This window comes from Pueribacillus theae, assembly GCF_003097615.1.
Taxonomy (GTDB): domain Bacteria; phylum Bacillota; class Bacilli; order Bacillales; family UBA6769; genus Pueribacillus; species Pueribacillus theae.
Genome location: NZ_QCZG01000061.1, coordinates 1 through 15029 on the forward strand (window position 1 = coordinate 1; position 15029 = coordinate 15029).

General features: G+C 40.2%; 16 protein-coding genes. 11 read left to right on the forward strand and 5 right to left on the reverse strand.

Annotated features, from left to right (window positions below):
* Nucleotides 1-112: 112 nt before the first annotated feature.
* Nucleotides 113-1537: an amidase gene (locus DCC39_RS17555; protein WP_116556193.1), complete on the reverse strand. Its 1425-nt coding sequence runs from the start codon at nt 1535-1537 to the stop codon at nt 113-115.
* Nucleotides 1527-1712 (reverse strand): hypothetical protein, encoded by a 186-nt coding sequence (locus DCC39_RS17560; protein WP_116556194.1) that lies wholly within the window; start codon nt 1710-1712, stop codon nt 1527-1529. The genes DCC39_RS17555 and DCC39_RS17560 overlap by 11 nt, the downstream gene beginning before the upstream one ends.
* A 246-nt stretch (nt 1713-1958) precedes the next feature.
* Between DCC39_RS17560 and DCC39_RS17565 the strand changes: the two genes are divergently transcribed.
* From DCC39_RS17565 to yhaM, 4 genes are all read left to right on the forward strand, one after another.
* Entirely contained in the window at nt 1959-3533 is a 1575-nt protein-coding gene (locus tag DCC39_RS17565; RefSeq protein WP_116556195.1) for a multicopper oxidase family protein, read from the forward strand.
* A gap of 76 nt (nt 3534-3609) precedes the next feature.
* A complete protein-coding gene (locus tag DCC39_RS17570) occupies nt 3610-4275 on the forward strand; it encodes a response regulator transcription factor (protein ID WP_116556196.1) in 666 nt (221 codons plus the stop codon).
* Entirely contained in the window at nt 4272-5624 is a 1353-nt protein-coding gene (locus DCC39_RS17575) for a sensor histidine kinase (protein WP_116556197.1), read from the forward strand. The genes DCC39_RS17570 and DCC39_RS17575 overlap by 4 nt, the downstream gene beginning before the upstream one ends.
* Nucleotides 5625-5642: 18 nt before the next feature.
* Complete coding sequence (gene yhaM / locus DCC39_RS17580; RefSeq protein WP_116556198.1) at nt 5643-6581, forward strand: 3'-5' exoribonuclease YhaM; 939 nt, start codon at nt 5643-5645, stop codon at nt 6579-6581.
* A gap of 78 nt (nt 6582-6659) precedes the next feature.
* Here the strand turns inward: yhaM and DCC39_RS17585 are convergent, their stop codons facing one another.
* Genes DCC39_RS17585 through DCC39_RS17595 form a run of 3 tightly spaced genes read right to left on the reverse strand, consistent with a single transcriptional unit; the run spans nt 6660 to nt 10519 of the window.
* On the reverse strand, nt 6660-7739 hold the full coding sequence (locus DCC39_RS17585; protein ID WP_116556199.1) for a GerAB/ArcD/ProY family transporter: 1080 nt from the start codon (nt 7737-7739) through the stop codon (nt 6660-6662).
* A gap of 24 nt (nt 7740-7763) precedes the next feature.
* On the reverse strand, nt 7764-8942 hold the full coding sequence (locus DCC39_RS17590) for a Ger(x)C family spore germination protein (RefSeq protein ID WP_116556200.1): 1179 nt from the start codon (nt 8940-8942) through the stop codon (nt 7764-7766).
* Nucleotides 8939-10519, reverse strand: coding sequence for a spore germination protein (locus DCC39_RS17595; RefSeq protein WP_116556201.1), 1581 nt, complete (start codon nt 10517-10519; stop codon nt 8939-8941). Before DCC39_RS17595 ends, DCC39_RS17590 begins: the two co-directional genes overlap by 4 nt.
* Before the next feature lie 270 nt (nt 10520-10789).
* On the opposite strand from DCC39_RS17595, the gene DCC39_RS17600 reads away from it, so the two are divergent.
* From DCC39_RS17600 to DCC39_RS17630, 7 genes are all read left to right on the forward strand, one after another.
* A complete protein-coding gene (locus tag DCC39_RS17600; RefSeq protein WP_116556202.1) occupies nt 10790-11053 on the forward strand; it encodes a metal-sensitive transcriptional regulator in 264 nt (87 codons plus the stop codon).
* A gap of 120 nt (nt 11054-11173) precedes the next feature.
* Entirely contained in the window at nt 11174-11653 is a 480-nt protein-coding gene (locus tag DCC39_RS17605; RefSeq protein WP_116556203.1) for a DsrE/DsrF/DrsH-like family protein, read from the forward strand.
* 38 nt (nt 11654-11691) lie between these two features.
* Nucleotides 11692-12264 (forward strand): sulfurtransferase TusA family protein, encoded by a 573-nt coding sequence (locus DCC39_RS17610; RefSeq protein ID WP_116556204.1) that lies wholly within the window; start codon nt 11692-11694, stop codon nt 12262-12264.
* 35 nt (nt 12265-12299) lie between these two features.
* Nucleotides 12300-13427, forward strand: coding sequence for an MBL fold metallo-hydrolase (locus DCC39_RS17615; protein WP_116556205.1), 1128 nt, complete (start codon nt 12300-12302; stop codon nt 13425-13427).
* Between the two features lie 23 nt (nt 13428-13450).
* Complete coding sequence (locus DCC39_RS17620; RefSeq protein ID WP_116556206.1) at nt 13451-13678, forward strand: sulfurtransferase TusA family protein; 228 nt, start codon at nt 13451-13453, stop codon at nt 13676-13678.
* 49 nt (nt 13679-13727) lie between these two features.
* Nucleotides 13728-14504, forward strand: coding sequence for a sulfite exporter TauE/SafE family protein (locus tag DCC39_RS17625; protein ID WP_116556207.1), 777 nt, complete (start codon nt 13728-13730; stop codon nt 14502-14504).
* Nucleotides 14505-14628: 124 nt separating this feature from the next.
* On the forward strand, nt 14629-14892 hold the full coding sequence (locus tag DCC39_RS17630; protein WP_240613690.1) for a sporulation YhaL family protein: 264 nt from the start codon (nt 14629-14631) through the stop codon (nt 14890-14892).
* The last annotated feature ends 137 nt before the right edge of the window (nt 14893-15029 follow it).

A 15029-nucleotide genomic window follows, 5' to 3' on the forward strand; every position in this document is an offset into this window, starting at 1 on the left:
GCTGGCCAGTAACAAAGGCTTTCAGCCGTAGAGCAAACCACCCGTTCACACGGGTGGTTTTGATTATCCCGCATGAACGGGCAGTATATCACCATTGATTGAAAATATCGCTTTATTTACTGGCAATTTCATCGAGATTGGGCTTTTTGCCTTGTAAAGCATTTGTTTTCTCGTAGGCGTAAGCAACGTTTAAGACGTTTTCTTCTTTAAAGGCAGGTCCCATAATTTGCATGCCGATTGGGAGTTTGCCGCTCAGCCCGCATGGGATGCTTAGAGAAGGGAGCCCTGTAATATTGCCCGGCCCGGTAAAGCGGATGACTTGATCGAGAAAACTGTATTTGTTCCCGTTAATATCAACCGTACTATCTCCAATATTCGGAGGCAAGAAAGGAAGAGTGGGTGATATGAGTACGTCGACCTTTTCGAAAGTTTGGGCGAAATCAATATTTAATTGATAGCGAATTTGTTGCGCTTGTATATAATCGACAGCCGAAGGCAGCTCTCCAAACTCAAGTAAAAATCGGACATCGTCCCCAAAGTCTTCAGGCCGAGAAACAAGGTTATCATGATGGATGGCACTTGCTTCGGTTACAATCGTGACCAATTCGGCGAATTCTGAATATTGAAGCGATGGAATTTTGACTGTTTCGATTTTAGCTCCCAATTGCTCCAATTGTTTGATGGCATGGCGGACGGCATCCTCTACTTGTTTATCGACGTTGTTGAAAAAATATTCCTCATTAATGCCGACGACGGTTTCACTTAAATCAGCAGATAGCAATTTTGTGTAATCCTTGACCGGTGTATGAATTGACGTCGGATCTTTAGAATCATATCCGGCAAGAACTTCTAATAAAAGAGCCGAGTCGTAGACTGATTTTGTCATTGGTCCAATATGATCCAACGACCAGGAAAGCGGAAAACATCCGTATTTACTAATTCTTCCGTGTGTTGGTTTTAAACCTACAATTCCGCACATTGAGGCGGGAATTCGTATGGAGCCCCCTGTATCTGTTCCAAGTGAAGCAATTGTCATATCGCTTACAACAGCTGCACCAGAGCCACCGCTGGAACCTCCAGGAATTTTTTCCGTATTCCATGGATTTCGGCAAGCGCCGAAGTGTGGATTTGTCGTTGTTGCTCCCCAAGCGTATTCGTGCATGTTCAATTTCCCGGTAAAGATGACACCGGCTTCTTTTAATTTGGCAACGACCGTTGCGTCATAATCAGGAACAAAATCTTGATGGATTTTCGAGCCAATTGTTACCGTTTCATTTTTGAAATACAAGTTGTCCTTCAAAGCCATCGGAATGCCATGTAAGCGCCCGCGATATTTGCCTTCCATCATTTCTTTTTCGGCTTTTATTGCTTCTTTCATCGCTTCTTCTTTTGAAAGGCGAATAAATGCATTAATCTTTTCATCGTAAGCAGTTGTCCGTTCTAACACAGCCTCTGTTACTTCTACAGGAGAAATTTCTCTGCCGCGAATTAATGGAGCGAGCTCTTCAATCGTTTTTGACGCCAAATCATTGCTCATTTTGTTCACCTCCCGGTACATGGATGAGACCGATGCTGCTGTCAGCGAGATTTGCGTTTTTTAAGTTGCGTTTTAATTGTTGAAAGGATTGCCATTGCATAACAAGTGGTTCTAAATGTTCTTCCTGTACATTGATTCCTTTGTCTTCAAGCGTTTTTCTCAATGCTTTCTTCAACTGTCTATCATCCCTTTCCAATTTTAATAGGTACAAATAAGTGAGCGAAGAGCGCTAGTAAAACCATAGTTAGAAGAATAGTTAATTGAATTATTGAAATGTTAGGACAAATAAAATCTACTATACCTTACTTGAATTGTCAATAGAAAGACAGAATGTTAAAGAAACTGCCATTTGCCCAATCACGCATGTATTTACGCACATAACCTATACAAAAACGTTGCAAATAAAAAGAGGCGATGTGATATGCGTTTAGAACGGCCGTTAGAAAAGTTTGTTGACGCCTTGCCGATTTTGGAGACATTGAAGCCAATCAGAAAAACAAAAAAGAAGACGTACTATGAAGTGACGATGAAGGAGTTTCGGCAAAAACTCCATCGTGATTTAAGGCCGACCCGGCTATGGGGATATGAATCAATGTTTCCTGGCCCTACATTTGAAGTACGTAGAGATGAGCTTGTAGAAGTAATGTGGAAAAATGATCTGCCTGCAAGTCATTTTCTTCCGCTTGACCAAACGCTTCACAATGTAGAAGGCAACCCTGAAACTAGGACAGTCGTTCATTTACATGGGGGAGAGACGCCTCCACATAGTGATGGACATCCTGACGCTTGGTTTACAAAAGATTTTAAAGAAACGGGCCCTGAATTTACGAGAAAGGTATATCAATATCCGAATCACCAGCGAGCAAGTTTGCTTTGGTATCACGATCACGCAGTTGGGATTACACGATTAAATGTATATGCTGGGCTTGCTGGACTTTATCTTATACGAGATGAAAAAGAAGAGCGTTTAAATCTCCCAAAAGGAGACTATGAAATTCCACTTGTGATCCAAGATCGTTCGTTTAATGAAGACGGATCGCTTTTTTATCCAGATCAACCTGATCCGCCAATTCCAAATGCGCCTTATCCTTCTGTTGTTCCATTTTTCTGTGGGGATACAATTTTAGTTAATGGAAAAGTTTGGCCTTACTTGGAAGTGGAACCAAGAAAGTACCGATTTCGCATTTTAAATGCTTCAAACACACGTAATTTTACACTGAGCCTCGATTCTGGCCAGCCATTTTATCAAATTGGGTCTGATGGAGGTTTGTTTTCGAAGCCGGTGAAAGTGGAATCAATTGACATGCATCCTGCTGAGCGTGTCGATATTATTGTCGATTTTTCGCGTTATAAAGGTGAAGAGATTATTTTAAAAAATGGTTCTGGCTGTGGAGGGCCCGTTGATCCTGAAACAGACGGCAATGTCATGCAGTTTCGGGTAAAACGCACATTAGATACACCAGATACTAGCATCATTCCAAAGCAATTAGACGATCTTCCGCTACCGCCAAAGGATGCCATCCAAACGGTTAGAAATTTAAAATTAATCGGTTCCCAAGATGAATTTGGCCGTCCTCTTTTGTTATTGGATAATCAAATGTGGGATGACCCTGTCACTGAGAAGCCTCGAGTAGGGGATACGGAAATATGGGTTTTTGTCAATACAACGGCATTCGCCCATCCGATGCATGTCCATCTCGTACAATTCCAAGTGCTCAGTCACCAAGCCTTTGACTTAGACCATTATAATGAAACGGGAAACATCGTATTTACTGGACCCGTTATGGCTCCCGCTCCTAACAATAGAGGGCTGAAAGATACCATTACTGTTCCTCCGGGCAGCGTGACGAAAATCATTGCAAAATTTTCACCATACACCGGAACGTATGTATGGCATTGCCATATATTAGAACATGAAGACTACGATATGATGCGCCCTTTTGAAGTCGTTCAAAAGAAACAAATCAGGAAAAGAAAAAACGAGCAAAACGAATGATTGCCAAAAACCTTCCAAGTTGAAGGTTTTTTGCATTACAATAGAATAAGGAATGGTTTTTTAAGAGGTGAACAAAATGTCTGATTACCAGATTAATCTTGTGGAGGACGAGCAAAGCTTGGCCCGCATTTTAAAGACCTATTTAGAAAAAGAGGGTTGGCAGGTGAATGTATTTTATCGTGGTGAAGACGCATTAGAGCATCTTCATTCACCGTGTCATTTATGGATCTTAGATATTATGCTTCCGGGAATTGATGGCTATGAAGTACTGAAAAAAATTAAAAGCAATTCAGATACACCCGTTATCTTTATTTCAGCAAGGGATCAAGATCTCGATCGGATCGTCGGGCTTGAACTTGGCGGAGACGACTATTTGTCAAAGCCTTTTCTGCCTAGGGAACTCGTCATCCGGGCACGAAAGCTGTTAAAGCTCTTTCATGAGCAGCACCATTCAAAGACGATTGAGCTATGCGGGTATTCGATCGATTTTATTAAACGGAAAATCATAAGCAAAGATGAGGAAATCGAATTGACGACAAAAGAAATGGATGTTGTTCTTTTACTCGCGGGGCACTTGAATAAGATTCTTAAGAGAGAGATTATTTTGCAGCACGTTTGGGGAGAGGATTACTTCGGTTCGACAAGAGCAGTTGATGATGTCATTCGGCGAATTCGGAAAAAAATGCCTCGTCTCAATTTGGAAACAGTGTATGGCTACGGCTACAGGATCGTTCCCCAATGAGCAAAGCGAACTTAACCCAGCGCATCTGGTTGTCTTTCATTGCGATTATTGTCATGCTTGGCGTTCTCATTGCAGTTATTTATCCGCTTTCGATCCAAGGAACGCTAGAAGAGGAATCTTATCAGATTATTTTAGACGAGCAGCGCAGGTTTATTAATCCAATATCCGATGACTTTCTATTGGATGAAAATAAAAAAGATTTCATCGAACGGCGTGAAGCCGCCCGTTCTGTAGGACATGTCCTGCTTATTAATCGGCAAGGAAGATACAAAGGGGATCCGATCCCGCAGCAGGTTTTCAATGAAATGGCAACAAACGCATATAACCAGCCGCACGAGCTGGCCCGCTACAACTTAAAATATGAAGAAGCTACGCTTTTTTATGTCATACGAAAAATTGACTTTGCCGGCAATCATACGTATTTCATTTCTTACATGTGGGATACGTACCGCAACCAAATGGTTCAACAATTGTGGCAAAGGCTTCTCTTTATTTTGTTGATTGCAGGTGCAGCAAGCCTCTTTCCGGCTTTATGGCTCGCGCGTTATTTGCGGGAACCATTGGTTGAATTAGGCAAGCGCTTTGACCAAATTGCAAAGCGCAATTGGAAAGAACCGTTCAAACTGGAAGGCGGAGAAGAATTCGAGACGCTGTCACGGCAATTCGAGTTAATGCGGCAAAATTTAATTAAATATGATGAAGGACAAAAAATGTTCATTCAACATGCATCACATGAACTGAAAACCCCGATCATGATTATTAAAAGTTATGCGCAGTCCGTAAAGGATGGGGTGATGGAAGAGGAGGATTTGGATGAAACGATGGATATTATTTTGCACGAAGCGAGTCGAATGGAAAAGCGGACGCGTGACATGATTTATTTTTCAAAACTTGATACGTTACAGGATGAAAAAGTGACGAAAGAAGAGGAATGGATTCGTTTTGGTACGCTTGCGAACGAAATTGAAGAAAGATTTCGCTACCAGCGCGATGATGTGCAAATTATGATTGAAGGCGAAGAAGTTCAATTTGTAGGAGATGGGGAACAGTTTGAAATTCTGCTAGATAATCTTGTGCAAAATGCCCTTCGGTATGCGAAAGATACGATTATCCTTAAAGCAGAAAAAAGTGAAAAAGCGACCGTTATCTCTGTGTTCAACAATGGAAGCGGCATTCCAGAAGAAGAGCAAAAGCAGATGTTTGAACCGTTTCAAAAAGGAAATGGCGGCCAATTTGGCTTAGGCCTCGCGATCGTAAAAAAAATCACGTCGCTCCATAATGGAACGGTCACGGTTGGAAATCGTGAAAATGGTGTTGAGTTTTCAGTGAAAATTCCAGAAATCGACTGACAACAGGGGGAGGAAATTTTGAAAAAGGGATTAGCACATTACAGAGTAGGAGATGCCATCGAAGCATTTTTATTAATAAAAAGTGTGGCAAAAGGATTGACACAAGCTGGGAAGCCTTTTTTAACCTTGATCTTGCAAGATAAAACAGCAGATATCGAAGCGAAACTGTGGGACAGTACGAAAGAAGATGAAGAAAGATATGCGCCAAGCAAAATTGTAAAAATTGCCGGGGAAGTAATGAACTATCGCGGCCGCAGCCAATTGAAATTGAAAGCCATTCGCCCATCTTCAGACAATGACAATGTTAGTGTTCAAGACTTTATCGAAACAGCACCGCTAAGCCAAGAGGTGATGATGGAGAAAATTACGCAATATGTGTTCGAAATGAGAAATCCAAACATCCAAAGGATCACAAGGCACCTGATCCGAAAACATGCCGAAGCTTTTCTTCATTACCCGGCAGCAACGAAAAACCATCATGAATTTGTCTCAGGACTCGCGTATCACGTCGTTTCAATGCTTGAACTAGCAAAATCAATCGCCAAACTTTACCCGTCACTAAATACCGATCTTCTGTATGCGGGGATTATCCTTCATGACTTGGGAAAAGTGACCGAGCTTTCTGGTTCTGTGGCGACAACCTATACAACAGAAGGTGTTCTTTTAGGTCATATTTCCATAATGGTCAGTGAAATTGCCCAAGCTGCAAAAGAACTTGGGATTGAAGGGGAAGAGGTATCCGTACTCCAACACCTCGTTCTAAGCCATCACGGGAAAGCAGAATGGGGGAGCCCGAAGCCACCGCTTATAAAGGAGGCGGAAATCCTTCATTTAATTGATAATATTGATGCGAAAATGAATATGCTTGATCGGGCGCTCGAACGTATCGAACCGGGTGAATTTACCGAAAGAATTTTCCCGCTTGACAACCGGTCGTTTTATAAGCCTAAATTTTAACTTTCCTCCGAAGGAAGCCTCCTTTCTTCTAAACGTGAAAGTGGGAGATGGATTTCGGTAAATCAGCCACGTCTATTACTAACTTTCAAGTTGTTTTTGTTTTTTCCTTTTTATTTGCGAGATGAATAACAACAAAAATGGCAACGGAAACAGAACAATCATGTATGTATATACTTTAATCGCTCCCTCAATACGAAAATGTTCTTTTGAAACATAAAGGGTACCAAAAAAGGTTAGAACAACGAAAGTTGAAAATAAAATCCGTTTTGTCCACTTCGAGGAAGATTGCGATATGCTCATTTCATAAGCAATTCGAAAGTAAAGGCTACAGCGGATATATGATCCGAACGTCATTAAAATCATGCCATAAATGTCAAAGCGATCGATAAAACCTAAGTTGATCGTTCGTACAATTTCCTGTGCCGGATACGTAAAATTATCAGCCTGTCCTAGTCCGAAAATGGTAATGACACCGGTTGTTGTCGAATTCATCATTAGCGCATTTAACAATATCCCGATGACCCACAATAAAAACAATCGTTTTTCGTGAACGTCTTTCATTGGTACACATAATAACAACAACATTTTAATCCAAATGCTTATAAGAATGAGAGATCCCCATAAAGCTGGACTCCAACCAAATTCTAACAAAGGTTGGAGTTCACTCCAATCCTTTTTTGGAGTATCCATCAATGTAACGGTATGACCTGTGATCAAGCCAATAAAAGCTAACACACCTGCGGTTAATGCAATTCGCTTAATGCCTTTTGTGGCTGCATAAATAAAAAAGATTAAAAACCAAATGATGATGGCCATTCGAGGTGTCTCAGGTAAAAAATCGATGAAAACAACATCAACTAAGGAGGAAAACGAGAGTATCGTTAAAAATAAAAAATAAATAATGAAAAGAACGATAACAATTCTTCCGAACCATTTACCTAAAAGAAAGGTAAGCATCTCGGAAATAGTAATGTCAGGATGGTTCAAACGCAGTCGATAAATTGCATACGCAAATGCTAATGCGGCTGGAAGCGAAAGAAGAACGGAAATCCAAGCATCTCTTCCAGCGACATCAAGCATTAATGGGAGGATAACGACATGTCCCATAATTGGAAGTGTCATGATGATTAAAAATAGCGTCTCCCATTTTGTTAACATGATTTTTACTCCTTCATAAAAAAATTACTTCGAAAATGGATAGGGATTGTTATATGGTTTCCGATCTTCACGATGCACGCTTTCTTTAACCAACCCTTCATGGGTAAAGTTAGCATCGACATTGATAGATATTTCTGCATTAGCAAAGATGTCACTCCATTCAGAACGGATATTTTGAAACTGTTTTGGGTCTGTTCGATACGTTTCTAGCCCAATTTCAGTAATATCAGTTTTTAGTTCTTCTTGTAATTTCTTTAAGGTAGAACGCATTTCATTTTCGACGTGACGAGAGATCTTCTTTTCAATATCTTTAAAAAAATGTTCATTAACTTTTTTTGCTGTCATATTATCAGCCAGTGTACCTTCAATCTTCGTTTGGATATCTACATTTAATTTTTTTCCGTTTAAATGCGGTTTTGTTTCGGTCTTTGCTTTCGTAATTTCAAAAGAAACCTTCTCATTTTCATCGAGGGATACAGCGATACTCCCACCTTCAGCGTGATTTAAAAGCCAATTTAACCCGACTGTTTCTTTCACGTTAAGTTGACCCACCATTTGATTGTTTTTGATGACTGCTGTTCCATCTATTGAGGTGATTGTTTGTTCAGCTTCCTTTTTAATTGAAATCATTGGTATGTAGGCATTAGGGATGGTTCCTTCAATTAATTTATAAAACTCACGAAGTTTTATTGGTGAATATTCAGCAGCAAATTGCGTTTGCTCCAACGCAGATACAAGTTCCGTAGCAGTAAGATTTTCATACAGAGTTGGTGTATTCAAAATATCGCTTGGATTTTCGTTCGTTATAAATAGATAACTGTTTAAGCGAAGCATCTGATCACGCCTAACAGAATCGAGCACATGAACAAAATCCTCTTTTGCCAGCCTTTCACCGATCAACCATACGCGGGTGTGTCCAAATTCAAGCCGTCGTTTTGCATACCGAATTAATCCACGAGCTCCCTCTAATAATGTACCGGCGTTTTTTTCCAATACAATATGTTGACCGCCACCTTGACTAGCACCTTGACCTCCTTCTTGTTGACTCGTTGGTTTTATGATTTCTACGCTTATGTTTAATTGTCCATCGGACTTATCCAAACCAACACCGTGAACGAGGGCGACATTATCAATTTCTTGGTTGTTCCAGCATCCTGTTAATAATAAGAGGCTGCAAAGTATGATGAAGAATGTTCGTATCATCGTTTATCACCCGTGTCTGGCAACGACTTAATCCTTCTTGATCGCCCGTTTGGTATACTTTTCGGTCGCTGTTTCAGCAACTTTGTCGGAAGACGGATCAAACCGTCTTTCCAATCTTTAAAGTGGCTTGGTGAAAAGGGTGCCATATAAGGCACGCCAAGTGATGTTAATGACACCATATGGGTTAATAAAGCAAGTGATGCGATACACAATCCGTAAGAGCCGAATACACTACTGGCAATGAACAAACCAATGCGTACCAATGCAGTGACGTCTGCGATCGGTGTAATAACAAAGGCGGCAATATAAGATATAGAAACAACGACAATTGTCGGGGCTCCGACAAGTCCTGCTGATACTGATACATCTCCTAAAATTAAAGCACCAACAATACTTAAGGCAGATCCGATTTGTTTTGGTAGTCTAACCCCAGCCTCACGAACGACTTCAAACATTAAGATCATCATAATGACTTCCATCGCAAGTGGAAATGGAACCGTTTCCCTCGCCTGAATAATTGGTACGATCATATCTGATGGAATTAACGCTTTATTAAAATTAAGAGCTGTAATATATAAAGCAGGGAGAGAGATGCTTACAATAAAAGCAAAAAAACGCATGATGCGAATAAAAGAGCTATAATAGGGGCGAGAGTTATAATCTTCGACATTTTGAAAACTCTCAAGAAACAAGTTTGGAACATATAAACTAACCGGGTTTCCATCAATTAAAAGTAAAACCCTTCCTTCCATAAGCAAAGCTGCTGCTTTGTCAGTTCGTTCCGTATTACCGATCGTCGGAAAGATTGAATAGGGATGATCCTCAATTAATTGCTCTATATCCCCTGAACTGTCAATCGAATCCACTTTTATCTCATTGAGCCGCTCTTTGACTCGTTGTACCAAATCAGGATCAACGATATCCTTTAAATAAGCCATCGTAATTCCCGTCTGACTGTACTTGCCGATTTCCATTGTTTCAAATCGCAAAGATGGATGGGAAATCCTACGGCGAAGTAATGAAATATTTACCCCCGTTGACTCAATAAATCCTTCCCGTGCTCCCCGCACCGCCTGTTCTGTTACAGGCTCTTCAATGGAACGAACCTCATACCCTTCGATAGAGAGCAATAACCCTTTATTAAAACCGTCAACGATTAGTAATGCTTTTGCTTTTAAGACTTGATAAACAGCTTTTAAAAGATTATCTACCACGGTGACTTTTTTTACAGAAATTCTTTCTCTTATCTGTTTCAAATCATCATTAGGCTTCTCTTGCAATGGGTGTGCGATTAGGGGTTTCAAGATATTGTTTCTTTTTGCCTCTTCGTCTATTAATCCATCAATCGCAACTACCATGGCATTCAGTGCATCACCATTTTGTAAGTTAATCGTGAATTTAGTAAACAAGATATCTTTACTTGTGCCTAGCTGTTGTTTTAATGTTTTCTCATTTTCGTTAATATTCGTTGAAAACGGCTGCCAATCAACGTTAGAAAATTTTTGGGGTTGGTCTTTTGTATTTTTTCCTTTTATTTGTTTAATCAATTTTTCGATGTTTGAATAACGCTTCCTCATTGAAAGACTCCCCCCTTTCAGACTTAGTGGTATTATTTGCCTATCATCAAGAAATATGCGATGCTTTTGCGGACAAAAGCGAAATTCCGTATGGTGATCTGAGCACCTTTTTATTTTATGTTTGCTTGGGTTGACAATATACCCTTATGGGTATAAAATGACTAGTAATAATGCTTTTCTGAATGACGATAGCCAAGATAATCGTTCTGACTTTAGCACTTTAAATATTCAGAAAAATTCCAGAGTACAGCACGAAAGGGGGTAATTTCATTGAATTATGATGATCAAATGAAGAATAGAGTAAAACGCATTGAAGGACAGCTTAGAGGAATATTAAAAATGATGGAGGAAAATAAGGACTGTAAAGAAGTAATCACCCAGTTGTCTGCTGCAAGGACTGCGATTGATCGGACAATTGGTGTGGTAGTTAGTTCCAACTTGGTTGAGTGTGTTCAAAAGGCAAATACGGCAGGAAAAGAAGATATGGAAGAGCTTGTGAAAGAAGCGGTAAATTTATTGGTGAAAAGTCGTTAGAAAAAAGGGTTGACATACCCTTTTATTTTTAATAACATCATACTCATAGGGGTAACGGTAATCTATATTTTTTTAATTTTAATAATACCCGACAGGGTATATAGAATAGGAGGAAGTTGAATGCCAGATAAGAAAAAAACGACGATCGTTTTGTTCAGCGGCGATTATGACAAAGCTATGGCAGCCTATATCATCGCCAATGGTGCAGCAGCATATGACCATGAAGTTACTATTTTCCATACATTTTGGGGACTAAACGCATTGCGCAAGGAAGAAAAGATTTCAGCCCAAAAAAGCTTCATGGAAAAAATGTTTGGCAAAATGATGCCAAGAGGGGCAGATCGGATGGGGCTTTCCAAAATGAACTTTGCCGGATTCGGGCCCAAAATGATCAAGGGTATCATCAAAAAGCATAATGCGATCTCGCTTCCACAGTTAATTGAAATGGCCAGGGAGCAGGATGTTAAGTTAGTTGCCTGTACGATGACAATGGATTTACTTGGCCTGAAAAAAGAGGAGCTTTTAGATGGAATTGAATATGCCGGCGTGGCGGCATATCTTGCGGATGCAGAAAAAGGTCATGTCAATCTATTTATTTAATCGTAAGAATTGAAGAATAATGAATTGGAGGTTAAAGCATGAGTAACATGAACCCACACATTATCTTAGATGCAAAAGGATTAGCCTGTCCAATGCCGATTGTTAAAACAAAAAAAGCAATGAATGAATTGAAGGCAGGCGAGGTTCTAGAGGTTCAGGCAACGGATAAAGGCTCGAAAGCTGATATCAAAGCTTGGGCTGAAAGCACAGGCCATCAATACTTGGGAACATTGGAGGACGGCGATGTATTGAAGCATTTCCTCAGAAAGTCCCCCAATGATGAAGTAGTCGAGAAAAAGTATCCGCATGTAATCAATCATGATGAATTGAAAAAGAAAATTGAATCCAATGAAAACATTGTTCTGTTGGATGTAAGGGAAGCTGCGGAATATGCATTCAACCATATTCCGGGGGCTATCTCCATTCCCATGGGCGAATTAGATGAAAGAGCAAATGAATTACGGAAAGAGCAGGAAATTTTTGTCGTGTGCCGTACAGGAAACCGAAGCGACTTGGCGGCTCAAAAACTGCAAGAAAAAGGATTTGACAAAGTATTCAATGTCATACCAGGTATGAGTGAGTGGAATGGTAATACAGAAGGTATCGGTTAATTTTAATCAAAAATATACCTATGGGGGTAATTAATATGGCAGTAGATGCAATGACATCTAGAGAAGTAACGAAAAAAATCTTGAATAATGAAAATCTGTTTATCTTGGATGTCCGGAACGAAAGTGATTTTCGGGACTGGAAAATTGAAGGAGAAAATGTGGGGCATTTAAACATCCCTTATTTTGAACTTCTTGATGGTGTGGAGGAAATTTTAAAGAAAATTCCTAAGGATAAAGAAGTGCTGGTTGTCTGTGCAAAGGAAGGCTCATCAGTGATGGTGGCTGAAATGCTGTCTAAACAAGGCTTGGATGTTTCATACCTTCAAGGTGGAATGAAAGCATGGAGCGAACATTTGGAGCCTGTAAAAATTGGAGACCTAAATGACGGCGGTGAAATTTATCAGTTTGTCCGTATTGGAAAAGGATGCTTATCCTACATGGTTATTTCGGGTGGTGAAGCTGCCATTATTGATGCGACTCGTATGACAGATGTTTTTATTGAATTTGCACAAAACAAGAATGTGAACATCACTCATGTGCTTGATACCCACCTTCATGCCGATCACATTTCCGGAGGAAGAAAAATCGCAGAGCAGACAAATGCAGTATATTGGCTTCCTCCTAAGGATGCAACGGAAGTAACCTTTGCTTACGAGCCTTTGGAGAACGGTAACGTGATCACGATCGGCAATACGGCAATTGACATTCACGCACTTTATTCTCCGGGACATACGATTGGATCTACATCTTTTATCGTGGATGAAAAATATTTACTTTCAGGTGACATCTTGTTTGTTGATTCGATTGGAAGGCCGGATCTTGCCGGATTAGCAAAGGACTGGGTAGGAGATTTACGGGAAACATTGTATTCACGTTATAAGAACTTATCAGAAGAGCTGATTGTTCTCCCGGCCCATTTTATGCTGATGGATGAATTAAATGATGATGGCAGTATTTCTGAAAAACTAGGAACTCTTTTTGAAGAAAACCATGGCTTAAACATTGAAAGCGAAGAGGAGTTCAGAAAGCTTGTAACTAAGAACCTGCCGCCACAGCCGAATGCTTATCAGGAAATCCGAGAAACCAATATGGGAAAAATCAATCCCGATCTAGAAAAGCAACGTGAAATGGAAATTGGTCCGAATCGCTGTGCGGTTAGGTAAAAAAACGTTAGGAGGAATGACAAATGGAAGCAACAAAGTTTTTAGACGCAAAGGGATTGGCTTGTCCAATGCCAATTGTGAGGGCGAAAAAAGCGATAAATGAACTAGAGTCCGGTCAAATATTGGAAATCCATGCGACGGACAAAGGGTCAAAAAATGATTTGACTGCATGGGCAAAATCGGGCGGACATGAATTGTTGAAAGCCGAAGAAGAAAATGGGGTCTTCAAATTTTGGATTAAAAAGGGCTAAAACTAAAGGAACCGAAAGAGGTTCCCTTTTCTACGAGGGGGATGTAATGATGGATCTTTCGTTCATCATTGTCATTTTTTTAATAGGTTTCATCGGGTCATATATTTCGGGAATGCTTGGAATCGGTGGTTCCATCATTAAATATCCGATGCTTTTATATATTCCACCTTTATTTGGATTAGCTGCATTCAGCGCCCATGAAGTCTCCGGCATAAGCGCTGTCCAGGTGTTTTTTGCGACGATTGGAGGGGTTTGGGCATACCGGAGGGGCGGCTATTTAAATAAAACATTAATTGGGTATATGGGAATTAGCATCCTAATTGGAAGCTTCATCGGTGGTTACGGTTCTAAATTAATGTCAGAAGGTGGAATCAATTTAATATATGGTATTCTAGCTTTGATAGCAGCAGTCCTGATGTTTATTCCCAAAAAAGGGATCGATGATGTACCTTTTGATCGAGTGAAATTCAATAAATGGCTTGCAGCCTTGCTTGCATTCATTGTCGGGTTGGGAGCCGGGATTGTTGGGGCGGCGGGTGCGTTCTTATTAGTACCCATCATGCTTGTTGTATTAAAAATTCCCACCCGAATGACAATAGCCTCATCTTTGGCAATCACATTCATTTCTTCAATCGGTGCAACCTTCGGGAAGATTACAACAGGGCAAGTGGATTATTTTCCTGCGTTCATTATGATTGTGGCAAGTCTGATTGCTTCACCGCTTGGGGCAATGGCAGGTAAAAAAGTGAACACAAAAATATTGCAGGTCATTTTGGCTGTAATGATCTTTGCAACGGCTGTTAAAATCTGGATAGATATTATATAAAAATCTTGATCAACCTGTCCAAAACCACTGCTTATTTAAGCCTGATTTTTAATCCAAATGTTCTACTTTTCATTCCTTCCGCATAGAAATAAAATATGAACGCTTGTCTTTTGGAGGGATTGAAGTGCGGGCAGTTTGGTTATTTTTCGGCATTGTTGTTATTTATTTCCTTCTTCATTTGATGGGATGGGCAGGTGGAGTGGTTACCTTTTTTGCAGAACTTCCGACTTGGGGTTTTTTTGTTATCGCCGGGATTGCATTTAGCGGGTATAAAGTAGTCCAAGGTGTGCTTGAAGACAAGCGTACCGATCGTGAATTTATTGAACAAGAAGGGCAAGTGTATATTCGAAGAATCGAAGAAGAACGGAAAAGAAGGGGATTGTTATAATTAGAAAACGCTACTGCGTTTTTTTTTAGGAAAGAACAGTATGGAACTTTCTTTATTATAAAGAAGGTTCTTTTTTTTGTGAAAAGAAAACCATACGCTAGGCGTATGGTTCCGGAAAGCTTTCAGCGATGTATCAA

What these genes read in the sequence shown, in the direction of transcription:
- DCC39_RS17575 (WP_116556197.1), top strand. Translation starts at nt 4,272, where the DNA reads ATGAGCAAAGCGAACTTAACCCAGCGCATCTGGTTGTCTTTCATTGCG.
- DCC39_RS17565 (WP_116556195.1), top strand. Translation starts at nt 1,959, where the DNA reads ATGCGTTTAGAACGGCCGTTAGAAAAGTTTGTTGACGCCTTGCCGATT.
- DCC39_RS17555 (WP_116556193.1), bottom strand. Translation starts at nt 1,537, where the DNA reads ATGAGCAATGATTTGGCGTCAAAAACGATTGAAGAGCTCGCTCCATTA.
- DCC39_RS17605 (WP_116556203.1), top strand. Translation starts at nt 11,174, where the DNA reads ATGCCAGATAAGAAAAAAACGACGATCGTTTTGTTCAGCGGCGATTAT.
- DCC39_RS17590 (WP_116556200.1), bottom strand. Translation starts at nt 8,942, where the DNA reads ATGATACGAACATTCTTCATCATACTTTGCAGCCTCTTATTATTAACA.
- DCC39_RS17615 (WP_116556205.1), top strand. Translation starts at nt 12,300, where the DNA reads ATGGCAGTAGATGCAATGACATCTAGAGAAGTAACGAAAAAAATCTTG.
- DCC39_RS17620 (WP_116556206.1), top strand. Translation starts at nt 13,451, where the DNA reads ATGGAAGCAACAAAGTTTTTAGACGCAAAGGGATTGGCTTGTCCAATG.
- DCC39_RS17570 (WP_116556196.1), top strand. Translation starts at nt 3,610, where the DNA reads ATGTCTGATTACCAGATTAATCTTGTGGAGGACGAGCAAAGCTTGGCC.
- DCC39_RS17585 (WP_116556199.1), bottom strand. Translation starts at nt 7,739, where the DNA reads ATGTTAACAAAATGGGAGACGCTATTTTTAATCATCATGACACTTCCA.
- DCC39_RS17625 (WP_116556207.1), top strand. Translation starts at nt 13,728, where the DNA reads ATGGATCTTTCGTTCATCATTGTCATTTTTTTAATAGGTTTCATCGGG.
- DCC39_RS17595 (WP_116556201.1), bottom strand. Translation starts at nt 10,519, where the DNA reads ATGAGGAAGCGTTATTCAAACATCGAAAAATTGATTAAACAAATAAAA.
- DCC39_RS17610 (WP_116556204.1), top strand. Translation starts at nt 11,692, where the DNA reads ATGAGTAACATGAACCCACACATTATCTTAGATGCAAAAGGATTAGCC.